Genomic DNA, 25,311 nt, shown 5'->3' on the forward strand with positions numbered 1-25,311 from the left:
CGCCAAACTGGATCCCGCTTTCGCGGGAATGACGGCCATAACACCGAACCACGTTACCCACAAATGTGTCGCGCACCCGCCGGCGCCCAGTTGGTGCCGACCGCCACCGGGCCGGCCTATCAACGCCCGCAAGATTCCTGTCCGAAGAAGGACCCCTCGGGTGACAGGGATAGTGTTTGCTGCTCTGGCGCCACTTGCAGACGCTGGCGCACGGCGCCGGCGTCGAGATCGAGTGCCCCACAAATGCATTCGAACGAGTACGGCCAATCGGCTTCGTCGGCGAGGAACCAGTGCTGCGCCTCGCGGAAGAGCCGGCTGCCCTGCGGGTCCGTCGCACGGCGATACTTCTCGAGGCACTCGAGCGCGTCGTGAAGAACAGCAATCATCAGCCGCTCCTCAGGCGAATGCTTGCGCGGGGCTCTGAAGTGTTGCGAAGGTAGGATGATATCGAACTGCGAGTATCGATCAGGTGCTTCTGCCACTTCGCAATTTCCTCCGTCGTTGGTGGTTTGTTCATGGGGAGGGACGGCCGAGCGAAAACGCCGGAGCCGTCACCTGGCTCAGCGATCGGCGACCAGTCGCGTACCGCAATCGGCACAGAATGCGCTCCCCTGCCGTCGCGACAGCGCGTGCTGGGTCTCGCTGCACAGGGGGGCGCGAACCCGCTGGTTGACGATGCCGCCACACATCGGGCAATGGCGGACGGGGGCCTGCGCCCGCCGATGGTTGAGGTTATCACATAGATTGCGTTCTCTGCCCTGTCCCATCATCCCGATGACTCCTTTTCTCGGCGTTCTCAGTTAGGGCTCGCGCCTCGCACGGTGCTCAGCTCCTCGCCCCGGTCGAGCGCGACAAAACCGCCATCGTGAGCGGCGATCGGTAAAGCGCGCTCGTCCGCCTGAGCCAGCTCGCACATGGCGTCGGTACAGACCCCGGCACGAGCGCTGACTACGGCGAGCCTGCCCGTCATCCCGCCCGGGTAGGTGAACTCGCCCGGCCATCGGCTGCACGAGGCGCAGACCGTGCGCAGTCCCTGGCGCTTACTGATGGTCCACTGTCCACGATTGACATCGAGCAAGAGGCGGCCGTGCCGTCTGACGGACGCCTCGATGTATTCGACGAGCAGTTCGCGCTCGTAAGGCGTGCGCGCTGGCAGAATCAGCCCGCCGCCCTTGAAAGTAATATGTGCAGTGCCGTTCATTGGAGCCCTCTGGGTTGGGCGAGCGGCGCCCTTTCGTTGGCGAGAGCTGCTTGCTCCCGGGTAAGGCTCGAACGTTCCTAGGTGGGGGGGCCGTAGTACCCCCCGAGTGCGGGCCGCTGACGTGTCGACTGCCGGCACCCACCTTCCGCTGTTAGAAGCTCACTGTCAAGCCGGCGGAAACCGGCGGAACCTGGGCGCACGCGGGTGGCGCCCCGCCAGCTGGTCAAGGTGGCACAGAGCCTCCCCGGGGCGCTTTGTGCCTCGCTGGTTGCGTTTCTATCGCTATGCCGGGCGGGCCTTTTCCACCTCCACCCTGGTTCCCCGGTCGCTGCATCCGGGCTGTCCCATCATCACCATCGGTTGCAGGTGGAAATACCCGCCGGCCAGCTGTATCGGGTTCAACGGGCTTGGGAGCAGCTTCTGGTACGATTTCTCGTTCTTGAACTGAAACGGCTCCCAGGCGTGGTACACGATCACCTGGTGCGGCCGCAGGGCGGGCGACACCACGGCTTGGAACTCGGCCTCGCCGACGTCGTTGTAGACGCGGACCACCTCACCGTCGCCGATCCCGCGCTGCTCGGCATCGGCGCTGTTCAGGTAGATCACCGGTACGCCGCGCTGCAATTGCAGCAGCTTGCGATGATCGCGCCAGGCCGCATGGATCGACCACCGGTTGTGCCCACCGGTCAACTGCAGCGGGTAGTTGCCCCCGATCGGCGGATTGTCCTTGTGCACCGGCAGGGTCTCGCCCAGCTCCTGATAAAGCGGGTGATCGATGTAGAACTGCAGGCGCCGGGTGAGTGTGGGCCAGGGGAGCTTCTGCTGCACGTGCCAGCTGTTGGCCACGATGGTTTCGTTCGGCTCGATGTCCCCCGAGTTGCCGATGTGCACCACCCCGGTGCCGACACTGCTGAAGCGCTCGAAGCCCTTCTCCGCCAGCTCGGACCAGCCGATGCCGTTCAGATTCGTGGTGATCTCCAACATCTCCTGGAGCAGAGCTTGCGGGTTGTCCTCGGTGAAGCGCCGCTGGAAGGTGAAATTCTCGTAGCATTCGTCCAGCCGCCGCTCTTCGCCGTGGCGATCGCGGTAGGTGGTAATGCCGCGCGCGCGCGCCCGCTCCTGGATCTTCTTCAATAACAGGCAGTGAAACTGCCAGTCCGTCTTCGAATCGCCGACGGGTCGCACCGCCTCGACCGTCGGGTGGCTGAAGGGCGCCAGGCCCGAGGACCAGGCGATGTCGTCCTTTTCGTAGTAGCCGGCCGCCGGCAGCACGTAGTCGCTGTAGCGCGCGGTATTGCTCATGCGCCAATCCAGGGTGACCAAGAGCTCGAGCTTCGGCAGCATATGCTCGCGCAGTTTGTGATATCCGCGCACTCGGCGGAGCGTGTTGCCCCCGACGCTGAACAGGATGCGCGGCGCGGTCTTGGGTAGGAACTGCCACCCTTGCTCGACCGCCTCGGCGAGGTAGTCGGCGAACTCCCGCGGCAGGGCAGGATCCCAGCGCTTGGCGTCGCCGTACTGCTCCTTCAAGCCGCCGTGCTGGTAGTGGAACAGAGCGGTGGCGACCAGGTTGCCGCGGGCGTAATCCTCGCGCGCGAGATGATACACCATCATCTCGGTGGAGTAGCCGGCCAGCTTCATGCGCGCCATCTCGGGCAGCAGCTTGGCCGTCATCAGGGCGATGCCGATCTTGGGCGAGTACTTGCCGCTGGCGACGTTGAGTGGATCGGCACCCGAGACGGAAAGCATGGGGACGGCGGAATAGCCGGCGCCGCGCCGGCCGAAGTGACCGGCCAGGGCGAACACCAGCAGGATGCTCCGCTCCATCTCCAGGCCGTGGTAGAACTTGCCGAGATTGGTCTGGGTGATGTTGGAGCAGGCCCGAGCATTGGCGATGCGCCGCGCCAGCGCACGGACGATGGCGGCCTTTACCCCGGTGATCTTTTCCGTCTGCTCCGGGGTGTACCCTGCGAGCTGAACCTTCAGTCGCTCGAACACCGTAGTGACCTTCACCGCGCCCTCGCGGGTCTTGACCTCGAAGACTCCTTCCAGCGCCGGCTTGATCGCCCCGAGCTTCAAGCTGCGCCTGGGGCTCTCGATCACTTCGTTGGCTGCGGTATCGAAGACATAGAATACATCGTCCGCGCCGCCGGACTTCAGATCGCTCCGGCGTAGAAACCGCCCGTTGTCTTGGCGCACGAGCAGCGGCATGTCCGTCTGCTCGGCCATGAACTCGGGCTTGTAGATCTTCTCGGCGACGATCACCTGCGCCATCGACAGCGCCAGGGCGGCATCGGTGCCGATGTTGACCGGAACCCATTCGTCGGTGTGAATCGCCGAGGGGCTGAAGTCGGGCGCAACGCAGACGACGTAGGCGCCGCGGTAGCGAGCCTCGTAGATGAAGTGGGCGTTGGGGATGTGGGTGTAGTTCGGGTTGCCACCCCAGATGAGGATCAGGTCGCTGTAGCAGAGGTCATCCATGGAACTGGTGAAGATGAGCTTGCCGGCCGTGGTGGTGACGCCGGGCGCATGGTCGCCCATCTCGGCGGTGTTCTCGAAGATCGGGGTATCGAGCAGATAGGCGCTGCGCGTGAGGCCGAGAGCGTGGCAACCATTGCTCGATGAGGAGCCGAGGTCCCAGTAGATCGACCCGGGGCCGGCCTCGGGGGCGGTGATCGCGCCGACGAACTTGTCGGCGATTTCCGCCAGCGCCTGATCCCAGGTGATGCGCTGCCACTTGCCTTCACCACGTTCGCCGAGGCGCTTCAGCGGCACGGTGAGGCGCGAGCGGTCGTACATCCGCTCGCTGTAGCAGGCACCCTTCTGGCAACCGCGGGGATTGAAGTCAGGCAGTTCGGGGCGGACTTGCGGGTAGGCCGCGACCTGTTCCTCGCGCCAGACGATGCCGTCCTTCACGTACACGTTCCAGGCACAGCGTTGATAGCCGCAGTTGGCGTAATGGGTGCCTTTGACCACCCGATCCCAAGTCCATTGCTTGCGGTAGAGGTCATCAACGCCACGGTAGCCGGGATCAGGGAGCCCGGCCGCCGCATCGGCGCTGGCGGTGCCCGTTGCTGCTCGGCTAAAGCTGAGATTGAGCAGCGTCAAAGCAGCGGTGCCGCCGGTTGCTTTTAGAAAACCTCTGCGAGTCAGCGTTCGATTCATTAAAGACTCCTACCTCGCCAAGCCGTTACGGCTAAGCAGGCGTCGATCACGACGCCAACCCCAAGCCGCGTGCCCATTGTCTGCGTAACGCGCCTAGAAACCCTTGTGGCGACGTGTTCGACCAGGCACACTTGGCGGGCACACGTGGATTGATGCATTCTCGGGCACTCCTCGGTCAGGATGTCATAGAGTGCCGCCGGGTAAAAGCTTGCACCAGCAATGCCCCTGGTGAGACCCCTGTCATCTCATCATCGGGCGGGGCGAGCGCACGCTCATGAAGCAACACTGGCAATCCGCCGCAGCGCCTGGCCCAGCGCGCCGATGACGAGCCAGCCCGCCGCGGTGACAACCACCGTCGGGCCGAGCGGCAAGTCGAAACGGTAGGACAGGTAAAAGCCGGCGAAGGCGCTGAGCGCTCCCAACAAAGAGGAGACGGCACAGAGCGGCAGGAAACCCCGCACGGTGCGGCAGGCCGCTAGCGGCGGCAGCAGCAGTAGACCGAAGACGACCATCGGCCCGACGGTCATCACCCCGATTGAGATGGCGATCCCGACGATGGCGAACAAGACCGCTTGCCAGAGGGCCACCCGACGGCCGAGGGTTGTCGCAATTTCCGGGTCGTAAGACACCAGTAGAAGCTCGCGGTGGAATGCCGCGAGGGCCAAGCCGAGTGCGCCGTAGGCAATGGCGACGACGACGAGCGTCTCGTAGCTGATCAACAGGATGTCCCCTTTCAGCAGCGCCAGGAGCCGCGTTTCACCAAGCGGGTCGGCGGCAACGAAGAGAATGCCGAGGGCGCCGGCGACCACAAAGACAGCACCGATGCGCCCTTCGGAGTTGCCCGGCCGCCGTTCGAGCAACGCCAGGCCGAGGATGGTGAGCAGGGTGAGTGAGAGCGAACCGGCAAGCGCCATCCAGCGCTCCTCGAGGTCGTGCGGCAGGAAATGCCAGCCGAGATTGTGCAACAGGAAAGCCAGGGCGATGCCGGCCGAGGAAATCTGCGGCAGAGCGACACCGAGAAAGATGATCCGGCGCAGGATGAAGTACACCCCGACCCAGGGGCAGACGATGCCGACCAGCAAACATGCCAGCAGTGCATCGCGGAACAGGAAATCCGGGCGCACGATGGCGGCGAGATCACTCATGGTCCGCGACCTCGGGAACCAACATCGTGCGGATGTGTTCCGGTGTAAGCATTTCTTCCGGTGATCCGCTGCGCAGCTCGCCCCGGTGCACCCAGATCACGCGGTTTGCCACTTGCTCGACCGTGCGCAGGTTGTGGCTGACCATCACGATGGCCATGCCCGTGCGCAAGAACTCTTTCACCAAGTCGATCACCGCAATCTCGGTTGCGAGATCGACTCCGGTTGTCGGCTCGTCGAGAAGCAACACGTTTGGCCGGGAGACCAGTGCGCGCGCAATCAGGACTCGCTGGCGCTCGCCTCCCGAAAGCTCGTTGAAGAGACGGCTCTCCCAATCCTGGGCACCGACCGAGGTGAGCGCCTGCGCCACGGCGCGAGCCGATGCTTCCGCAAGCCGCTTGAACGGCCGCAAGCGGCGATACGCGCCCATGCGCACGACTTCCCGCACCGTCACCGGAAAGATCGGATCGAGGCGTTCTCGCTGCGGCACGTAGCCAAATCGCACCGGGGGATCGGCGCGGCAACCTACCGTGCCCGCGAGCGGCGGCAGGATGCCGAGCACGGTCTTGAACAGGGTGGTCTTGCCGCTGCCATTGGGCCCGAGCAGGGCCAAACACTCGCCTTCGTGCACGGCTAGGGAGACCTCACGCAAGACCACCTTGCCGGCGTAACCAACAGCCACACCCGCGAGCGACACCGCCGCCGGTGCCAAGGCGTGCCCGACCTGCGCACTGCCGGCGTCAGTCATCTCTTATGCCCCATCCCGGCTTTCATCATCTGCCCGCCGCCAGAGCTGCCGCCAAGGTTCGCACATTGTAGTCGACCATCGAAAGGTAGTCGGCCGCGGCCGCCACGCTGCCCGTCTGATGCGCCAGGTGAACCACCTGAGCACCGCTCGCGCGTGCCACCAGCGAGGCGTGCTTCGGGTCGTAGTAAGGTGCCGTGACTACGAGCTTGATGTGCTCACTTTGAACCAGCGCGATGACATTTTCGAGGTGCTTCAGCGCCGGTGGGATGCCGGGTTTCGGCTCCAGATGGGCGGCGACGACGAGGCCAAATCGGCGAGCCAGATACGGCCACAAATTGTGTTCATCGACAAACTTGGTGCCGTAATAGGGCGCCATCGCTCCAAGCCACCCTGCGAGCGCAGCGCTATCGCCCTGCTGCGATAGGAAGTCCATCAACTTGCCGTGCTCGTGCAAGACCGCCAGCTGCTCGGCGTCATACTCGCCGGCCAGCCGCTCGCCGGCGAGTGCCGCGGCCAAGCGCTGGCGGCAATCATCGTACCGGCGCGCGTACTGGTCGCGCCGGCCGGGTTGAAGCGCACTCAGGCGATCGCGGATGAGCGCAGCAACTCTCAGCCCGTTGAGCGGATCGAGCAGGTAGTGCGGGTTGCCGAACGGGTGGACATCCCCCTGCGAGCGATCAATCGGCGCCGGCGGAACCTCGAGCGGAGCGATCACCGTCGAGGCGTCGATAAAACCCGGGTTCCCGGGCAGGACTTTGGCATTGCGCGCTCCCTGCAAGAGCAGCGGCGCGTAGCCGATTTCCAGTTCCAACCCAGCCTGCACATAGAGATCGGCTTCGCTCAGCGCCTTGATCAGACTCGGCTTGGCTTCAACGAAGTGTGCATCCTCCGGCCCCTTGGCGGCAACCGTGAGGGTGATCTCGTCGCCGCCCACAGCCAGCGCGAGGCTGCCGAGGTCCGGCAGCGTGGCGTAAACCTTGATCGGCTGCGCCTGGGCGCGAGATACTAGCGCGCATCCGACTACGAAGAGAGAGATGAAACCCAGCGCGGCCAAGCTGCCCGCGCCCCGCACAAAAGCAATCATATCACATCTCGTTCCACGGCTCAGTACTGATGGGCGGGATGAGCGCCGTAAAGGATTTCGGCACCGAGCCAGACCGAGTGGGCGTCGTCTGGCTCGAGATGCTGGGCGAGATCGTAGTTGTACTGGACGCGGAAGCGAGAGTACTCGGTCGGATACCAAGCCAGCAGGGGTGAAAGCCGGTAACGATCATCGCGCAGAGGCTCAGACTGCCGTCCGCCCACGCTCTGACCACGGCTGCCGGCGTACTCCCAACGCAGGCCGCCAGCCCAACCATGGCGGAAGCCGTACAGCGCCTGCGTGTAGAGTCCCCAGTCGCGAAGGATTGCACCAGCAGCCGGCGCGTAATCCCGCTTCATGACCTCCGATTGCCAGAGGAAGAAGGGCCAGCCGCGGAAATTATTCGCCGGCCGCCACCGCAGCTTGAAGTCACCGCCGTAGATCCAGGTGTCGCCGTCGGGGCCGGTGGCGTTGGGTCCGTGCAGGCCCGACATCGCGAACAGCAGCGCGGTGTCCTCGGTGAGATCCCAGGCGTTGTTCCAGCGGGCAAGATACAGGAGATCGCCGAGATTGCGGGCGCCGGTGTCCGCTGCCGGAAGTCCGCCAATTCCTTCTTCGCCAATGAAGCTCACCGTGGTTTCGCCTTCGCGGGCGTTCTGTGCGCCCACGTGCAGCTCCGAGAACCACGGCAAGGGCGTGAGCCAGCCGAGCCGGAAACCCGCAGCCCGCAAGCCGTCGGGACCGAAGAGGCGGGTGTTGATCACCGGCTGATCGATCCAGTCCCAGGCATGCGGGTGCGTTGGGTTGATGCGGCCGAACTCCGTGAAGAAGTGCCCGGCCTCGAGCTGTAAGCCGTGGGGCAACGACTGCGTCGTGAGAAACGCCTCTTCGAGCTCCACGCCGCCCGAGGTGTAGACGATGTGCGCCTCGCCTGTCAGGTATGGATCAACGGCGCCCGTGAGGGACAGCTCGGCTTGTTGAAGCGTAAAGCCACGCCGGTTGGGATCATGGCCGCCCGCCTGTAGTCCGGCAATCTCATCATCGGTTGCCGTCGAGGTCCCGCCTACGGCGAGAACCACCAGCGCGACGTCAATCAGCCGAATCTTTCCGCCAGCGAGCGGCCGCGACCAGAGATCGGACGGCGGCGCGGTCTCGGGTGGGCGCACCTCTTCGACGGCCCGATCGAGTGCCGCCTTCTTGCCGGCCCCGGCTGCCGCATTCTCCGCCTCGATGCGGAGCCGGTCCACCTCCCGCTCGAGCGTGTCGAGCCGCTTCTGCCTTTCCTGATCGTTCTTTCGCAGCGCCCCGATCTCGCGTTTCAGCTGATCGATTTCCGAGGACTGCGCCATTGCCGCCAGCGGTACAAGCGCCAATGCTGCCACCAACCCGGTGAGTCGGTGCCAACGCCGAAGCTGCCAGTAGTCCATGTCTTCTCTCCTCGCATGGGAAAGGGCCCCGCGTGCCAATGCCGGATGGGGAGCGCCCCGGACGGGTTGCTCCTGATGCCCGCACTTTGGGGTAACCGCGTTCGTGAAAACGAACGACGACTAGGCGAGGAGGGGCGGTGCGCGCGGCCCGGCGGCAGTCAGCTCGATCGAGCTGACACTTGCGCCGGCAACCACCGGCGCCGCCAATGTAAGCGGCGGAGAGACAGAGACCGCAAGAGTGGACAGCAGTGTCTGGTGCGAGGTGCGGATGAGTTGGCATGCCGGGCAAGTCGCGCCGTCGTGGTGCTGCGGCGATGAATCCGGAGCGAGCGCCGCAGAACCGGCGCTTGCCGGCCTACCCGACTCGCTCAGATCGAACTCAACCTGCCCCCCGTGCAGCAACGGAAGGGTGAGCTGTACCGCCAAGCCGCAGAGCGCGAGCGAGATTCCGAATCGCCTACGCCACCCTGGAATCGCCGATACCACCATAACTAGCAGCAGCGCGCTCTTACCAACGGCGCCATACTCCGTCAACCGTCATCTCACCTAGCGCGCCACAACCTCAGTGGCGCCGGCGTTGTATACGTCGTCACTGCGGGCGTTCCACTCGTTGCCATCGAGCTGCACGTCGGTGATTGCCCCGAGGCGCTCGGCGTCAAAGACAACGCCGTAGCGAACGCGCGGGGGCGAGCGCTCGTCGCTGACGCGGTTGTGGCGCAGCCGGTGCCCGGCGCTGGTGTTGCCGACGCCGTCGATCATGAAGCGAAAGGCCGCGCCTACCGGGTGGCGCCCGTCGAGCCAGCGCTCGGAGAGGTTGAGGTTACGGAAGACGTTGTCGGACGCGGTCAGTCGTTGCGGCACTCTGACATTGCTCAGGCTGAAGTCGGTGATCACGACGCCGTCGCCGCCGCAATCGCTGATATCGTTGCCGTGCAAGGAGATGTCGGAGACATCGCCGGAGAGCTGTACTGCGATGCTGCCCGCAGCCTGCTCGCAGTCGATACGGTTGTGCGCCAGCGTCAGATGTGTGACCGGCGCCGCGCCGTTGACGTATACACCCACCGGCGGCTGCGCGTGCGAGCGCCGGCCGAGGGTGATGAGGTTGTCGGACACCAAGAGGTTGCGGCTGCCGGCGCGCTCGCCCGGGGCGCGCGGCGGGGTGATCACCACGCAGCCACTGGCCCTCGAGTCGAGCTGACAGCCGCTGATGACGTTGCCGACCACCGCGGTGTCACTCGAACTCACCGCGACCCCGGCCGCCCGGTTGATACTCAGGGTATTGCCGCTGATGGTGACCGCGCGCATCTCGGTGTCGGCGAGTCCGCCGCTGGCGTTGTCGCTGACGATACCGCCGGTATCGGTACAAGTATTGCCGCTGATGGTGGTGCGGCCGCTGTCGCCGGCGTTCTGGCCTTCGAGCGCGATGCAGGGACCGCGCACGTGGCTGATGGTGTTGCCGGTGATGGTGTTTTCGCTCGCCCCGCCGGCGGCCGCGGCGATGCCGAACATCTCGCCGTAGTCGCCGCCGGCAATGATGTTGTTGGCGATCACCGTTCGGGTTTGGCGCGCAGCGGCGATGGCGTCGGAAAAGGGCGCGTTGCGAGCGACGTTGATGGCGTTGCCGACGCCGCGCCCGGGCAAAAGCTGGCCGCGATCGTCGCTCTGCGCCCGCCCGCGGTTGCGCTCGATGCGATTGCCTTCGATACGCACGTCCGAGCAACTCAGCGCCCCCAAGCCGCCCCGCAAATTGTTGCCGATGCGCAAACCGCGCAGCGTCAGACCGTCGGTGGCCCAAGCGAAGACGGCATAGTTGCGCAGGTCGTCCGGCGGCGGCGCGCTGGCGGTCTCGATCTGGCCAGTCATGTCCCAGCTGCAGTTCTCGATCGCGACGTCGTAAAGGCGATGGCGGCCGGCGTTGTCGCCGGTGCCACCCGGCGCCGCCAGAATGGCCGGGTTGACCAGCACCGCCGCCTGATCGAAACCGTGAGTGACATGAATCGTCGCCGGGGCCATGCATGCCAGCGTCACCGCCGGACGATTTATGACGATCATGGTCGCCTGCTCGTAGTCGCCCGGCGCGATCTCGATGCGTTGGGCACGCGACGGCAGCTGCTCGCCGTCTTGGCGAAGCGCGGCCAACACGTGCACCGCGCCCGGCGCCAACCCACGCACTTGCAAGCGCTCGCGATCGGGGCCACTGGCTGCGAAAACACCGTAGCTCAGACCCGGCTCAGCCGGCACTGTCACGCGCACACCTTGTCGCGCCGCAACACGCACCTCTTGCACTGCCCCGAGTTTGACCAAGCGCTCGCCGGCGTAGCCAGCAACAATAACGCGGACCGTGACCGGGGCTCCAGGGCCGTTCGGGTAGTAAGGCACCTCGCCGAGGCGGCGGTTGAAGAACTCCGTCGCGTCGATCAAGCGCACGCTCGTCTCAGGTGCGACCTCTTGCGCTTGCAGGCTCTCGCCGCCAGGCGGGCCGGCGTAAACGCTATACGTGGCCACCGGCGACATCGCCAGCGGCAGGGATATTTCGAGCGCCTCGCCCGCACCGATAAGTACGCCTTGCGGCTCGCCGACCGCCACCGTTTCACCATTAACCGCCACGCCGGCCACCACCACGCTGTACTCGCCGGGATTCAGGGCGGTCACCATCTTCGGCACGGCGCGCGCCTTTACACCGGCTGGCAGCGGCGCAATCAGCATTCCGCCAACCACGTCAACTGCGGCATCGGGAATCAGCACGGCCGGGGCTTGCGCCAACGCCTGATTCACCGCCGCACCCAGATCGTCTCCGGCGCGCACGGGATCGATAACCGTCACCCCGGCCGGCGCGATACCGTGGGCCAACATCGCAGCCGCCATCGTCACTAAACGCAACCTCGTACTCATAGGCGCCCGGCTACCGCTCTTCATGCCAGCACTCGATACATCCAGCCACCGAGCCAGCGCGTCACCGCCAGCGGCAGGTGTCGCCACACGGCGCGAATCGCGCGCAACCGCGCGGAGTCCTCGGACTGCGCACCGACACCGGTCACGCGCGGGAAATAATAGTACGGCAACGGCTGCGCCACTGCGCCCCAACTGCGTTTGAAGCGCGCCAGGCCGGCGTTCTCGCGCACCGTCTTGCCCAGGTCGAGCGCGGCCAGGTCTGCGCTCTTCGCCCACGCGATCGCGCGCCACAGCACGAGGCTGTTCGGTTGCACCTCGAGGCGGCGCGGATCGGCGGCACTGAACTTGTAGTAGAGGCAGGCGCCAAAGCGCAGGAACACGGCACTAGCAATCGCCCGCCCGCCGTGGCGTGCAGTCACGACAAAGCCGGCGTCACGCGCGAGGAACTCCCGCCCCAGTAGCTCGAAGAAGCGCCACGACTGTACCGGCACGCCCAGCCTGCGGCGCGTGATTTGGTGCAGCCGGTAGAACTCCCGCAGAGCCGGCAGGTCGGCGGCCTGGGCGACGCTGACGCCCGCGCGCAAGGCCCGCTTGCGTCCCCACCTGACCGAGTCCGAGAACGCCCGCTCGAGCAGGTGCAGCGGGCGCTCGAGCGACAGGAGATACGAATCATTGTGCAGCGTCTCCGCCAACTGTGTGCGCGCGCTGTCTGCCAGCGCTCCACGCACCTCCAGGGCACGCCAGTTGCGCTCGCCGGCGTCGCGCAGGGCCGCAGCCAACAGCGCACTGACGGCATTCGCTCCACCCACCGGGCCGCCGGCATCGGAAAACGGCAGCGACACCCAACGCCGGCCGCGCCATAAGCCACCGAGTTCGAACCCGGGCAGGCCGCCGATCACCTTGCCCTGCGCGCTCGCAACGTAATAGCGCGGCGCGAACCCGTAAGTCGCCGCGATCACCCGCGCCCAAGCCTGCGAGTGATACAGCGCCGCGCCCGGCAGGGCTTCGACCGCAAGCCAGCGGCTGTCGCCGAGCGGATCGATGACCTCAACGCTAATCATGCGGCCCGCGGCGGACGAACTGGCGACAGAACAGCTCGAGCGTAAGCAACGCCAAGATCTGCCGTTCGTAGTTCTCCTCTCCGACAGCGTGCGCCTGCAAGATCGCTTCGACGCCGTCGAGGGCAAAGTAAGCTCGCCAGGCAGCATTCGGCGCCAGCAGCGTGTCACGCACGTAGTCGCGCAGTTCGGCGCGGAACCAGCGTGCCGTCGGTACGCCGAAGCCCAGCTTGCGCCGGCGCACGATGTGCTCGGGCAGCCATGCCATCACTGCTTGTTTGTGGATGTACTTGCGCACCATGCCCTTGAGCTTCAGCGCCGCCGGCACGCTTTCCGCCACCTGCATCAAGTCCAGGTCGAGAAACGGTACGCGGGCTTCGAGCGACCAGGCCATGGTCATCTTATCACCGTAGAGCAACAGGTCGTCGGCCAGCGACAGCCGAGCATCGATGTACATCAGCTGCGACAGCGGATCGAGAGCCCGCACCCCCGCGCGCCAGCGCTCGATCGGTGCCAGCAGCTGCGCCGGCGACAGCCGTGAGGGCTCGCCCCACAGCCGCGCCATCATCGGCGCCGGCAGCAGCGCGTAGAGCGCGAGGAAGCGGGTGGCATCGTCGGCGTTGCCGAGCGAGCGCACCGCACGCTTGAGCCGCTCTTGCCCCGGCAACCGCTCCACCAGCGGCGTCACCAAAAGCTGGCGCAAGCAGGCCGGCAGCCGGCGGTACCACACGCCGTAGCGCTCGCCGAGGTAGCGATGGTAGCCGCCGAAGGGCTCGTCCGCCCCCTGGCCGGTGAGTACGACTTTGACCTGCGTGGCGGCCAGACGCGCCAGCACGAACAGCGGCACGATCGAGGTGGTGGTGGTCGGCTCTTCGAGATGCCGAATGCACGCGGGCAACGCCTCGGCAAACTCGCGCGCTGACAGCGTTACTTCGTGGTGCTCCGTGCCCAGCCAAGCGGCAACCTCGCGCGCTGCACCGAGCTCACTCAGCGGTTCGTCGCCGGCAAAGCCGACGCAGAATGTCCGCACGCGTGAGCCGCGGCGCGCCATCAGTGCCGTGATCGCCGAGGAGTCGACCCCGCCGCTCAGGAACGCCCCCACGGGCACGTCACTGACAAGCTGCCGTTCGACGGCGCGACTGAGGCGCTGGCGCAGGCTGGCGACATACTGCGCCTCACTCAGCCCGCAATCGGGCTGCGGTACCGGCGCCCAATAGCGCTCGCCACGTAGACCGCGCTGATCGCAGATCACCCGGTGGCCCGGCGCCAAGCGCTGCACCCCGCGCAGCAGCGTGTGCGGCGAGGGCACGAAGCGATAGTGAAGAAACAACTCCAGCGCAGCCGGATCAATCTCCGCCGCGACGCGCCCGGACGCCAGCAGGGCTTTGACTTCGGAGGCGAAGAGTAGAGTGTGCCCACTGGTTGTGTAGTAGAGTGGTTTCACGCCGAAATGGTCGCGCGCCAGCAGCAGCCGCCGCTGGTTCGCGTCCCACAGAGCGAAAGCGAACATGCCGTTGAAACGCAGGACGCAGTCATCGCCCCATTGCTCGTAAGCGTGCACGATGACCTCGGTATCGCTGCGGCTGCGGAACGCGTGCCCGTGCGCCTCCAGTTCGAGGCGTAGCTCTCTGAAGTTGTAGAGCTCGCCGTTGCAGACCAGCCAAACGCGCTCGTCCTCGTTGGCCATCGGCTGGTGTCCGCCGTTGAGGTCGATGATGCTCAGGCGGCGGTGCCCGAGCGCAACCGGGTCGCAGACATGGTAACCGGCGTCATCCGGCCCTCGATGCACCAGCGTCTCGGTCATGGCGCGAATCAATTCAAGATCGGGGGCCGCCGCCTCCCCATATGCAAACGCGCCCGCGATGCCGCACATCGGGATCAGCTTCGGCTGGGGGTAGTCCGCCCCGCTTCGGCCAATTTGGCAGCCGCCTGCGGTACGGCCACGGCGGCCTCGGGCGAGACGACTGCGCGATAGACCGCCAGCAACCGTTCAGCGATGCGCGGCAGCGACACCAGCTCGGCACGCGCGCGCCCCTGGGTACGGCGAGGTGGGTCGAGCACGCGTGCTAAGGCTGCGGCCACCGCCGCCGGCTCACGCTCGACGATGTGGCAGTGCGCGGTATCAGCGATGACTTGGCGCACGTCGCCGACATCGACCGAGACGATCGGCAGGTTGCACGCCATCGCCTCTTTCACCACCACCGGTCCGCCTTCCCAGTATGCGGTTACCACCAAGGCGTCGGCGGCCGCCATGTACCACGGCACCTGCTCGTACGGCACCACCGCCCGCGGCTGCGAGTGGGTACACACCAACTCGACCGGATCGGCACGGTTACGATTGAGGAGGTCAACCGCGGCCCGCGCCACGGCGAAGCATTTGCGCGGAAAAGCCGGATTGGCGGCAAAGAACACGAAGCGCCGCGCCGGCTCCCAGCCGAGGTGGGCGCGCGCGGCCGCGCGGTCGCGCGGGACAAACAGCTCGGTGTCCACGCCGCAGGGAATTACGTGTACGTCAACACGGTCGAGTACCTGCGCCATCTCTTGCGACACGGCGATCACCGCCGCGACGTGATGCGCCAGGCGGCGGTGAATCTGCACCCACAGGCGGCTCCACGCCGTGGGCCGGCCGTAGGCATCCGGCGTCCCGAGTAGATCGTCGCCGTGAAAGGTCACTACCGAAGGGCATCGCGACTGCGCCGCGGCGACGATGCCGGCGTAGCCGTAATGGGCGTGCACGACATCGTACGGCGCCCGTGCCAACAAGGCCCGCAGCCGCGGGATCGCGCGTGCGTACTTGCCGCGCTCGGCGCGATGAATCACGAACGAATCGACCGTGAGTCCGAGCCGCCGCAGCGAGCGGACTTGCAGCTGCAACCAAGGATCGAAGCCGCTCTCGTCGTGCGAGCGCGAGCCGCCGATGACCAAGACCTTCACCGGCGCTCACCCTGATCTCGGTGCGGGGAAGCCTTTCGCCCACACACGCTGTCGTAAACCTCGGCCACCTCGGCAGCCATATGGGCGGCGGAAAAGCGCGCAGCCACACGGGCGCGCGCCTGCACACCGATCGCCTGGCGGCGCCCGCCGTCGCGCAGCAAGTCGATCACGGCTGCGGCCATCGCCGTCACGTCGCCCGGCGCCACCGCCACGCCAGCGCCGGCCTCGATCAACTCGCCGGCACCGCCGACGCTGAAGGCGGCCACGGCAACTCCGGCGGCCATCGCTTCGAGCATCGCCAGCCCGAAGGTTTCGCGTTCGGAGGTCGACACCATGACATCGAATGCTGGATAGATGCGCTCGATATCCGACACGTTGCCGAGCAGATCGATCCGTTCCCTCAGCCCGGCGGCGGCAATATCGGCAACCACGGCGGCACGTTCTGAGCCGTCGCCGGCAACGACAAAGCGCGCCTGCGGCACGGCCGCCGCTACCTGTGCTGCCACCGCCACGAATTGGCGGCAGCCCTTCTCGGGCTCGAGCCGACCGACGAAGCCCACGAGGGGATCCGCGATCACATCGCCGGCGCCAAGTGCCCGGCGAGCTTCGGCGTGCGACGGCGAAGCTCCCGGCTCGAGCCCGTGATAGATGACGCGCACCTTGTCGGTGGCGACGCCGTGCGCCAGCAGCTCGTCCCGGGTGACCCGCGAGTTAGCGATGAAGCAATCCACAAAGCGGGACAATAGCCGATAGCTCAGCCGCTGGTCGAGTCGCCGCGGTGCCAGAGCGAGGTGCTCGGTCACCACCAGAGGAATGCCGCCCAGCCCCAGCGCCAGAATCGGCGCGACAGCCATGCTGGAGTGATCGTGGACGACGTCGCAGCGCAGGCGGCGGACCAGCCGGTACAGCTCCAGCGCACCCCGTGGATCGTAAGCCCGGCGCATGCCGAGCACGTGCACGGGAATACCGGCGCCAGCCAGCTCCTGCGCCACCGGCCCGCCGGTACAGAGGAAGGCTACGGACTTCTCGAAGCGCGGCGGCAGGGCCCGGATCAGCGCGACCACGTGGCGCTCCATCCCTGCCCGTGCGCCTTGCCAGAGGAGAAACAGGACGCGCCGCCGCGCCGGCTCAGGTGACGGCATCGCTTAGGTGCCGCCGGTTTCTCGCTTGCTGCGCCAGCCACTTGGCGCCGCGCACAACCGCCACCAGCGCCAGATCAACGGCACTGGCCGCTGCCAGCAGCGCGGCTGCGGCCCAACCGAGATGCCGGCGGGCATAGGTGAGCAGGTCCTGCACCGTCAGCCAGCGCAGCCACAGCCGGGGCACTTTGCGCGTGCTGGTCGAGCCGTGATGGCGAACGCGCGCCGCCGGCATGAAACACACGCGCCAGCCCGCGGCCCACAAGCGGTGACAAAGATCGTCTTCGGTGAAGTACAAGCGGTAGCGCTCGTCGTACCAGCCGACGGCTGCGAGTGCCGATCGGCGCGCGAACAGAAAGGCATCGGAGATCACGTCGACGTCCCGCAAGGCCGCGGCAGTCGGCGTCTGCGCTAGCGGCGGCTGCCGCTCCCGCCACCACAGCCACGGCTGCAGCGAGCCGAGAAGATCCCGCGCCGTTCTTCGCTTCCAGTAGTGCGGCACCTCGGTGGCACCGCCGGCGGCATCGCCGATGACGGTGCAGATCGCCGCGCCGACCTCTTGATGCTGGCGCAGCGCCGCCGCCATCGCCGCGGCGGTGTCCGGCTCCAACACCGTGTCCGGATTGAGCACCAACACGAACTCGCCGCGCGCCGCCCGCAGTGCCTGATTGTTGGCTGGGGCAAAGAAGACGTTGCCCGGGTTGCGGATCACACGACAGAACGGGAACGCCGCCGCCTGGGCGGCGCTGTCATCGACCGAAGCGTTATCCACGACGATGGCTTCCAGGTCGATCCCGCGCTGGCAGCCGACGGACTCCAAGCACTCGCCGATGGTGTCGCCGGAGTTGAAGGTGACGATGCAGACGGAAAGCGCGGGCGGCGCGGTGCTCATACGGCGGCACTCCGCAGCTCAGGCTCCGCCTCCCGGCTGACGCCCTCGCCGCTCTGCGGCGCGGCCGAGCGGCTGGCCGCCGCCTGCAGGGCCAGGTCACGGCGGAGCTCGCGCGAGCGTTGGTACTGCCGCTCGATCAACGCCATCAGCAGCGCGGCCACCATCACGTAGGGAGCATAGGCGAAGGACAGGGAACTGAGGCTGAGGAACTGCACCACGAAGCACAGGTGGCAACCGGCCAGCGCCGGCCCCATTACGCGGCCGGCGCCGTCGGGAGCCCGCGTAGCGAGCCACCAGCCCCGCTGCAGCACCAGGTAGCTGAACCAGGCGATAGCGATCAGACCCAAGGCGCCAAGTTCCACCAGCACCGTGGCCACGCCGTTCTCGCCGCCGAGCAGGGTGAATTCACCGCTGCTCATCTCCGCCGCCATCGCCAGCTCCATTGCCCGCACCTGGGTGGTGGCAAAGCCCAGGCCCCAGATGAAACTGCTCGGCTCCTGCGTCATCAGGTCCACGCGCGTGCTCAGAATCTCGAGGCGCTGTCCGAAGGTACCGCCGAGCTCGCTGAGGTCCGCAAACGTCGAAGCAAAGCGGTCGCCGAACAGCCGCAGCGCGTCGCCAACATCGCGCTTGGCCACTTGCGCCGTGAAGATGCTGAGCACCGCCAGCGCCACCGCCGCGCCGGCGATCAAGCGCGCCGCCCGCCAGCGCGGGAACTGCAGGCCGCGCCGCATCGCCCACCACAGCCACAGCGAGCCGATGATGACCGCCAGCCAGCCGTTGCGAGAGAGGTCGACCAGGATCCCGACCGCTGCCAATCCCAGCATGCCGGCCGTCACCCACTGTGCGCGCCAGCCACCCGAGAGCGTTCGTGCGAGCGAGTCGAAGAAAGTCAGAATGATCAAGGGGAACGCCGGCGAGTACGGGCGCGTGAACTCCTCGGCCGTGGGAAACTGCCCGGTCACCATGCCGCCCGACAACCACGGCGAGCCGGTGAAGAAGACCGCCACCACCACCAGCGCGGCCAGCGCGCCGGCAGCGCGGCAACCCCAGAGCACGAGCCGCAGGCGCCGCCCATCGGTAAGCGCGTAGTAGGCCACCAAGAAGACCGCGTAGAACAGGTAGCGCCGGCCGATGCGAAAACCCAGCGTCAGCGGCACCCCTTCGCGCAGGTACGAAAGCAGGATGTTGAACGCTGCCGCCGCGATGATCAGCGCCACCGGCCAGAGCAACGCGCTGCGGAAACGCTTGAGGTCGAAGCGGCCCGTCGCCAGGTCTTCAATCAGCGGTACCGCCAGCAGCACGAACGCCAGATCACTGACCTTGAAGACGCCGGGAATGCTGAACAGCTCGGGATCAATCAGCCCCAAGAAGTTCGTCTGCGCCAGAATCGCGAAGCCGATCGCGAACTCCGGGCTGAGACAGACCCCGGCGAGGATCACGATGCACAATAACAGCAAGACGGCTGATCCGGCGCGGAAGCGGCCGATGACCGCGCCCAGCGCCAGTGCTGCAACCGCTGTCAGCGTCGCCTGTACCAGCCCCCGGCGCTGGAGCAAGGCTGTCCTAGTCGCCGTCATGCCGCCGCCCCCAGCCGCGGCCGCCATACTCGTTTAAGCGCCCGCTGCACCAAGATCAGATTGTTGAGCGGCTGGCTGACGCAGAAACGACACACTGGTAGAGAGAAGCCCCAGTCGCCGAAGTGCTCGTCGGGCTCCGCCTCGCGGCCGCAGAATGCACAAGCGCCGCCAGCCGGCGCCGCTGCGCACTCCAGATCCTGCCACTGGGCGGTGCCGATGCCTTCCGGCGTGTAGGTGTCGAGCACCTCGATCGGCAGCTTCACGTTACAGAGCCGGCACAACGGTACCGCCGTCGGCGCGGTGTCCGAAGCCGCGGTCTCACCACACGCTGCCTTCTCCGGGACTAGGCGTCCGCACATGAAACAGGCCATGGTGGCGCCGATTTTGATGCCGACCGCCACGGCCAAGCCGCCCAGTCGCCGCCAGCGTGTACGCTCCGCCCGGTGTAACGCGGAGTACCAACGCGAGCCGAGGCCGAGCGACCAGGCGGGATAGATGAGATCGACGGCATCACAGAACAGCAAGGCAAAGCCGGCCCGCCGCAGCGCCGCCCCGAGCGCGGCCGGGGCTAGCGGCTCTTCGAGCAGCGCCTGGCACTGCCGGCGCCCGCGACCCAGGAGTCTGCCGACTGTGCGTTTGCCGCGGTGCACCAAGGCATCGAAGGCGAGGGCGTTGGGGACCTCGACGATCGCGACACCGCCGGGCTGCAAGCAGCGATAGGCTTCCCGCAAGGCGGCATCCGGCCCTTCAGGAAAATGCTCGACCACGCCGAGGGAGACGTAGGCGGCGACCGACTGGTCGCGTAGCGGCAGGCCGCAAACATCCGCGGCGCTGAAGGCGCTGGCGCACTCGGGGCGCGCTCGCAGCGCCCACTGCCGCGCCGCGCCTAGTGCTGCTGCTTGCCGATCGCACCCGATCACCCGCAGGCCCAGGCCGCGGAGATAGAACACGTAGCGCCCGAGGCCGCAGCCGGCCTCGATGACGATGCCGTGGCGCGGCAGGAACTTCAGCAGCACGTGACGCAAGCCATAGCAATCGGCCATCGCGATCTCGCTGGCGACGCTGTGGCCCGACCAGAAATCCCGCCACTCAGCCTCGGCGCTACCCGCGCCGGCCGCAATGTCCATTGCGCCAATCACGCCTGGCGGCAGAAGTCGGAGACGGCCGCGATCACCCGATCCTGGTCGGCATGCGCGAGGTCGGGGAACAGCGGCAGTGTCACCACCCGCTGCCAGACTTCCTCGGTAACCGGCAGTGATACGCGATAGGGTTCGTAGATGCGGTAGAGGTGGGTCGGCATGTAGTGCACGCCGGCGCTGATGCCGCGCTCGCGCAAGAAGTCGACCAAGCGATCGCGCCAAGCCGCGCGCGCCACCTTGATGACGTAGTTGTGCCAGGAGCTGTGAGCGTAAGCTTGCTCGCGGGGTAGCTCGAGAGCGTCGCTGTCTGCCAGCCCGGCCGTGTAGCGGGCTGCCAGCTCCCGCCGTCGGCCGTTGGTGCGGGCCAACTTGCGCAGCTGCACTAGACCCACTGCGGCGGCGATGTCGTTCATCTGGTACTTCAGCTCGACCTCGGTGACGTCGTACTCCCAGTTATAGACGTTGCCGGTCGAGCGCGCCCAAGTGTCGCGGCTGATACCGTGCCAGGCGAGGCGGTGCAGGCGCTCCGCCACGGCGGCGTCCTGCAAGGTAATCATGCCGCCGTCGCCGGTGGCGACGTTCTTGATCGCCTGAAAGCTGAAGCAGCCGAAGCTGCCGATGGAACCGAGCGGGCGTTGCCGGTAGCTGCCGCCGGTGGCGTGGGCACAATCCTCGATCAGCGGAATGCGCTGAGCGCGGGTGATTTCCAGCAGCTCGTCGAGGTGGCAGGCATGGCCGCCGTAGTGCATGGCCACCACGGCACGGGTTCGCGGCGTGATGCGTTTGGCCACCTCTGCCGGATCAAGATTGAGGGTGCTCGGCTCGATGTCGGCAAAGGCGGGCGTGGCCTTGGCCATCAAGATCGCGTGATTGGTGGCTACGAACGTCATCGCCGGTGTAATCACCTCGCCGCCCTCGACGCCGGCGGCGCGCAGCGCCAGATACAGTGCCGAGGTGCAGCAATTCACCGCCACCGCGTGGGGCACGCCGACTAAGGCGGCAAACTGCTTTTCAAACTCCTTAACCTTCGGGCCCGTCCCCACCCAGCCGGTGGCAAACGGTTCGCGCAGCGCTTCGAGCTCTTCGTGATCGAACGAGGGACGAAAGACGGGGATCATGCCGATTTCTCTTCCAACCACAGCCGCCGCAACGGCGCCAGCACCAGTGCCAGGTCGCTGGCGCGCGGCAGCAATACCTCTGCCAGGGAGCAGCGCGACAGCCGTGTGAACAGCCACAGGTTCACCGCGATTGCGATGATGCGGCCGCTACTCACTCCGGCGGCCACGCCCGCCAGTCCGAAGCGCGGCGCGAGCACGGCACACGCGGCCAATCCAAGTACGAGAGAGATCAACGCCACGAGGCCGTTTAGCATGGGCCTGCCGGCTTGACCATAGAAGTAGCTGGTCGTCACATGCGCCAGCGCATAGGCCACCACACCGGGCAGCAGCCACAGCAGCGGCACCACCGCCGGCTCGAACTCGGCGCCGAAGAGCAAGCGGATCATCGGCCGCGCCAGCAGCGCCGCGATCAGCGCGAACCCGGCGCTGGTCCACAAGCTGATGCGGCAGCCCATGCCGGTCAACCGCGCGGCTTCCTCACCGCTGGCCATCGCCAGATGCGGCAGCGCGCCGGTGCCGATGGCGGCGGGGAGATGAAACAGCAGATTGGTGATACTAACCGCCACAGAATAGTAACCCGCACCCTCTGCCCCGCCCACGAGCGCAGCAACGTAGTTGTCGAAGCGCAGGTTGGTCTCTCCGACCAGCTGCACACTCCAGACCGCCACTCCGAACGCCAGCGCCGAGCGGAGCAAACGCAGGTCCATGCTTGCCACACCTGCCCCGCGCAGCAACCAGCTCGCCAGCAGCGCCGCAACCACATGCCCCAGACACCACGCGGCCAGTGCCGCGGACACCCCGCCCATGGTCAAGCCGAGGCTGAGCGTCGCCAGCGGAATCACCAGCCACATCGCCGTAAGCACCGCGTTGTACTGCCCAAAGCGCCCCTCGCCTTGAAAGATCCCGGCGAAATTTCTCATCACCAGGCCGAACGGTACCGGTGCCAGCACCCAGGCCAGTTCCGCGCCCGTCACCGGCAGCACGCCGGCACACCAGAGCGAGAGGCCGAGCCCGGTCATCAGGAAGGTGCCGAGAGCCGCGCACAGGATGGCGTTGCTGCGCAAGGCGGCGCGCGAGAACTGGCCGCGCCCCGCGACGCAGCCGTAGTACATGCCGACACCGAGGCCGCCGAAGGTCACCGCCAGCGAACCGCTCAGCATCACCAACGCCACCACGCCCTTGCCGGCTGGGCCGAGCAGGCGCGCCACCAGTATGCCGTTGATCGTCCCCGCCGCCAGCTGCGCGATCTGTGCAGCAAACGTCAGCAGCGCAGCGTGGCCAATGGCCATCGGCTTGCTCTCGCCGGCTTCGCTCATACACCGGCGGCGTTGTCAGCTGACTGGCTGGGGGCGCGCTTCTCCGCCAACGGCTTTGCTGGCACTCCGGCGACAACCGCACCGGTAGGCACGTCCTTAGTCACCACCGCGCCCGCTGCTACCACCGCCCCTGCACCGACAGTCACGCCGGGCAGCAGGATTGCTCCGGCACCAACGTAGGCACCGGCAGCGACGCGCAGCGGAGCCTGCCGGCGCGGGTAACGCTCGGCCAACGGGCTGTGGCCGACATCGAGGTGGGTGAGTAATAACGCCCGCATCGAGATGGTGACGCGCTCTTCGATCACCACCGGCGCGCGCAAATCGAGGAATGCCTGCTTGCCGACGTGGCAGTGATCGCCGATGACGAGGTTGCGAAGGTCGTGGGAGGCATTATGGACGACGAGAAACATCTCGACATCGGTGTCACGGCCAACGGTAGCGCCAAAGGCCCTGAGCAGCGGGATGAGCGAGCGCTTGGGTGCCCGGGCCAGCAAGCGGCAGACACCGTTCATGCCCTCCCATCGCAACAGCAGGCGGGCATATGCGCACACGGCCGCATCGAACAGGGCGCCCAGCTCAGCGCGCATCATGCACCATTCCGTTGGCCTTCCATGGCGGGGCGAGTATACGGGGGCGGGGCCGAATCACAAAGCCGTGAGGGAAGATTATATGCGATCGGACTGGTGGGCAGCGGCGATCGGGGCACTGGCTGGGGCGATCGCTATCGGCTTTGCCGCCTCGGCGTCGGGCCTGATTGACGACGATGCCTACACCTTCTTGCGCTATGCCGAACATCTGGCTGCCGGCGAGGGGCTGGCATTCAACACTGGCGAGCCCAGCGCCGGTATTACCAGCATCCTGTGGGTGCTCTTGTTGGCCGGGGCCCGCTGGCTTACGGGAGCTGAACTCATTCTGATCGCCCAGGCGATGGGCGCACTCTGTTTCGGCGCGGCGCTCGCGCTGATGGTCCGCACCGTCGAGAGCAATGGACAGCCGCCGGCCCTCGCGCGGCTGGCCGGCATCGTCGCGGCCTTGTCACCCGTCTTCATCTGCCAGGCCATCAGCGGCATGGAGGTGGGGTTGAACATGCTGCTCGTCGCCGCCGCCATCGCCGGCATGGGGCGCCGGCTTACGGCCACCACCGTCGCCACCGGTCTGGCGGTCGCCACCCGGCCGGACAATGTGCTGTTGGCGCCGCTGGTGGTGTTATTTCAGCCAGGCAAGCGCTGGCGCACGTCAGCGGCGGTGGCGATTGGCATCGCGCTCTGCGCACTGCCGTGGGCGGCGTACTGCTACGACAGCGGCGGCACACTGCTGCCGCCGACACGCACCGGCAAGTTGCTGGTGTTTCTGCCCGGTTGGTACGGCGTCACCTTGGAGCAGTTCAGCGCCATGTCGTGGGCCGAGCGCGCTGGGTTCAGCGCGCGTGCGCTGTATCGTGCAGCGATGTTGTTCAGTGAGGGGCAGGCGCGTGTTCTGCTCCCGTGGCTGGCGCTGGTGCCGTTCGGGCTGTCGCAGATGGCCCCCCGGCTAATTGCGCCGCTCGTCCTGTTGCTCCTGTCGGCCGTCACATACGCCATCGAATTTCCACTGGTGAAGCTGAGGTATTTCGTCCACCTACTGCCGTGGCTGATACCGGTTGCACTGGCCGGGCTCTTTCGAGTAGTGGATCGGCGCGCACGCCATTCGGGCGGTGGGCGCAGCAGGCCGAGGCTAGCACTGTGGATGGCCATCGTCGTTCTACATCTTGCCCTCTGTGTGCGCGCTCTGCCCCGTTATCGCAACTGGGTGGCGTGCGAAGGTGTCAAGACGGCGGCGGGTCAATGGCTGGCGACGCACACGGCTCCGAGTGCCCGCTTGGCGCTCGAACCGATCGGTGCGATCGGTTACCACAGCCGGCGCTACATCATCGACATCGGGGGTTTGCTGGCGGCAGACGTGTGGCCCGTTATTCGCCGCGGCCCTGGGTTTGAGCCCGACGAGCTACTTGGCTACCTGCGCCGGCGCCGGGCGAACTATCTCGTTGACACGGTCGACGGCCCCTGGGCCGGTCGCCTACTGGCGACTCGGCCCGGAGCGTTGCAGCAACAAGCGACGATCAACGGACCACCTGGCTGCGCAATTCTGTCCGTCTATTCGCTAGAGTAAACCGAAACTGTCAGTGCGAAAGCGTGGCTCGGCGCAGGCATCTGCCCGACGACCGTCGCCCCAGTATCGGCCACGGGTACCGCCCCGCGGTGCTCGCCCGTTCTCCGTCCGGCAGCGCCAACTCGACGCCGTCATCCCGCATCCGGCAGCCATTCTGCGGCGCGCTTGTGCAACCGTTTCCGAACATCGCTCAATCGCCGCGATCCACGAACATCGTCGCCCGATTGACCACGGCTTTCGCGCTATAGGTGTCCTCCCAGCACACACCATCGCTAGTCTTGAGCTGCACCACCACCGTGCGATCTTGATCCAGTGGTAACCCTGGCATGAA

The 25,311-nt window shown here is 66.6% G+C and carries 20 protein-coding genes; 1 reads left to right on the forward strand and 19 read right to left on the reverse strand.

The genetic code is table 11. The features are described 5' to 3' along the window. Positions 1-119: 119 nt before the first annotated feature. From HY699_11485 to HY699_11570, 18 genes are all read right to left on the reverse strand, one after another. On the reverse strand, positions 120-386 hold the full coding sequence (locus HY699_11485) for a hypothetical protein (GenBank protein ID MBI4516423.1): 267 nt from the start codon (positions 384-386) through the stop codon (positions 120-122). A gap of 410 nt (positions 387-796) precedes the next feature. After that, positions 797-1,201: a hypothetical protein gene (locus tag HY699_11490; protein MBI4516424.1), complete on the reverse strand. Its 405-nt coding sequence runs from the start codon at positions 1,199-1,201 to the stop codon at positions 797-799. Positions 1,202-1,483: 282 nt separating this feature from the next. Beyond that, entirely contained in the window at positions 1,484-4,366 is a 2,883-nt protein-coding gene (locus HY699_11495; protein ID MBI4516425.1) for a molybdopterin-dependent oxidoreductase, read from the reverse strand. A gap of 272 nt (positions 4,367-4,638) precedes the next feature. After that, positions 4,639-5,511, reverse strand: a complete 873-nt coding sequence (locus HY699_11500) for a metal ABC transporter permease (GenBank protein ID MBI4516426.1) — start codon at positions 5,509-5,511, stop codon at positions 4,639-4,641. Further along, positions 5,504-6,256: a metal ABC transporter ATP-binding protein gene (locus HY699_11505; protein ID MBI4516427.1), complete on the reverse strand. Its 753-nt coding sequence runs from the start codon at positions 6,254-6,256 to the stop codon at positions 5,504-5,506. The genes HY699_11500 and HY699_11505 overlap by 8 nt, the downstream gene beginning before the upstream one ends. Before the next feature lie 25 nt (positions 6,257-6,281). Then, positions 6,282-7,340, reverse strand: coding sequence for a zinc ABC transporter substrate-binding protein (locus HY699_11510; GenBank protein ID MBI4516428.1), 1,059 nt, complete (start codon positions 7,338-7,340; stop codon positions 6,282-6,284). Positions 7,341-7,360: 20 nt separating this feature from the next. Continuing rightward, positions 7,361-8,764 (reverse strand): hypothetical protein, encoded by a 1,404-nt coding sequence (locus tag HY699_11515; protein ID MBI4516429.1) that lies wholly within the window; start codon positions 8,762-8,764, stop codon positions 7,361-7,363. A gap of 546 nt (positions 8,765-9,310) precedes the next feature. Further along, the gene (locus HY699_11520; protein MBI4516430.1) at positions 9,311-11,656 is read right to left on the reverse strand and encodes a right-handed parallel beta-helix repeat-containing protein; all 2,346 of its coding nucleotides are present in this window, start codon (positions 11,654-11,656) and stop codon (positions 9,311-9,313) included. Between the two features lie 20 nt (positions 11,657-11,676). After that, positions 11,677-12,717 (reverse strand): GNAT family N-acetyltransferase, encoded by a 1,041-nt coding sequence (locus HY699_11525; GenBank protein MBI4516431.1) that lies wholly within the window; start codon positions 12,715-12,717, stop codon positions 11,677-11,679. Continuing rightward, positions 12,710-14,587 (reverse strand): asparagine synthase (glutamine-hydrolyzing), encoded by a 1,878-nt coding sequence (asnB, locus tag HY699_11530; GenBank protein ID MBI4516432.1) that lies wholly within the window; start codon positions 14,585-14,587, stop codon positions 12,710-12,712. Before asnB ends, HY699_11525 begins: the two co-directional genes overlap by 8 nt. Positions 14,588-14,592: 5 nt before the next feature. Next, on the reverse strand, positions 14,593-15,648 hold the full coding sequence (locus HY699_11535) for a glycosyltransferase (protein ID MBI4516433.1): 1,056 nt from the start codon (positions 15,646-15,648) through the stop codon (positions 14,593-14,595). After that, positions 15,645-16,712 (reverse strand): glycosyltransferase, encoded by a 1,068-nt coding sequence (locus HY699_11540; protein MBI4516434.1) that lies wholly within the window; start codon positions 16,710-16,712, stop codon positions 15,645-15,647. The genes HY699_11535 and HY699_11540 overlap by 4 nt, the downstream gene beginning before the upstream one ends. A 64-nt stretch (positions 16,713-16,776) precedes the next feature. Next, positions 16,777-17,679 (reverse strand): glycosyltransferase family 2 protein, encoded by a 903-nt coding sequence (locus tag HY699_11545; GenBank protein ID MBI4516435.1) that lies wholly within the window; start codon positions 17,677-17,679, stop codon positions 16,777-16,779. Then, complete coding sequence (locus HY699_11550; GenBank protein ID MBI4516436.1) at positions 17,676-19,259, reverse strand: O-antigen ligase family protein; 1,584 nt, start codon at positions 19,257-19,259, stop codon at positions 17,676-17,678. The genes HY699_11545 and HY699_11550 overlap by 4 nt, the downstream gene beginning before the upstream one ends. Further along, positions 19,256-20,386, reverse strand: a complete 1,131-nt coding sequence (locus HY699_11555; GenBank protein MBI4516437.1) for a class I SAM-dependent methyltransferase — start codon at positions 20,384-20,386, stop codon at positions 19,256-19,258. Before HY699_11555 ends, HY699_11550 begins: the two co-directional genes overlap by 4 nt. A gap of 8 nt (positions 20,387-20,394) precedes the next feature. Then, positions 20,395-21,516, reverse strand: coding sequence for a DegT/DnrJ/EryC1/StrS family aminotransferase (locus HY699_11560; GenBank protein ID MBI4516438.1), 1,122 nt, complete (start codon positions 21,514-21,516; stop codon positions 20,395-20,397). Further along, entirely contained in the window at positions 21,513-22,832 is a 1,320-nt protein-coding gene (locus tag HY699_11565) for an oligosaccharide flippase family protein (protein MBI4516439.1), read from the reverse strand. Before HY699_11565 ends, HY699_11560 begins: the two co-directional genes overlap by 4 nt. Further along, positions 22,829-23,344, reverse strand: coding sequence for an acyltransferase (locus tag HY699_11570; protein ID MBI4516440.1), 516 nt, complete (start codon positions 23,342-23,344; stop codon positions 22,829-22,831). Before HY699_11570 ends, HY699_11565 begins: the two co-directional genes overlap by 4 nt. Positions 23,345-23,501: 157 nt before the next feature. Here HY699_11570 and HY699_11575 point away from each other — a divergent pair, with 157 nt between their 5' ends. Next, a complete protein-coding gene (locus tag HY699_11575; protein MBI4516441.1) occupies positions 23,502-24,980 on the forward strand; it encodes a hypothetical protein in 1,479 nt (492 codons plus the stop codon). 190 nt (positions 24,981-25,170) lie between these two features. Here HY699_11575 and HY699_11580 read toward each other — a convergent pair. Further along, a partial coding sequence (locus tag HY699_11580) for a hypothetical protein (GenBank protein ID MBI4516442.1) occupies positions 25,171-25,311 on the reverse strand: 141 nt, incomplete at its 5' end.

This window comes from Deltaproteobacteria bacterium (genome assembly GCA_016210005.1).
GTDB lineage: Bacteria > Desulfobacterota > Binatia > HRBIN30 > JACQVA1 > JACQVA1.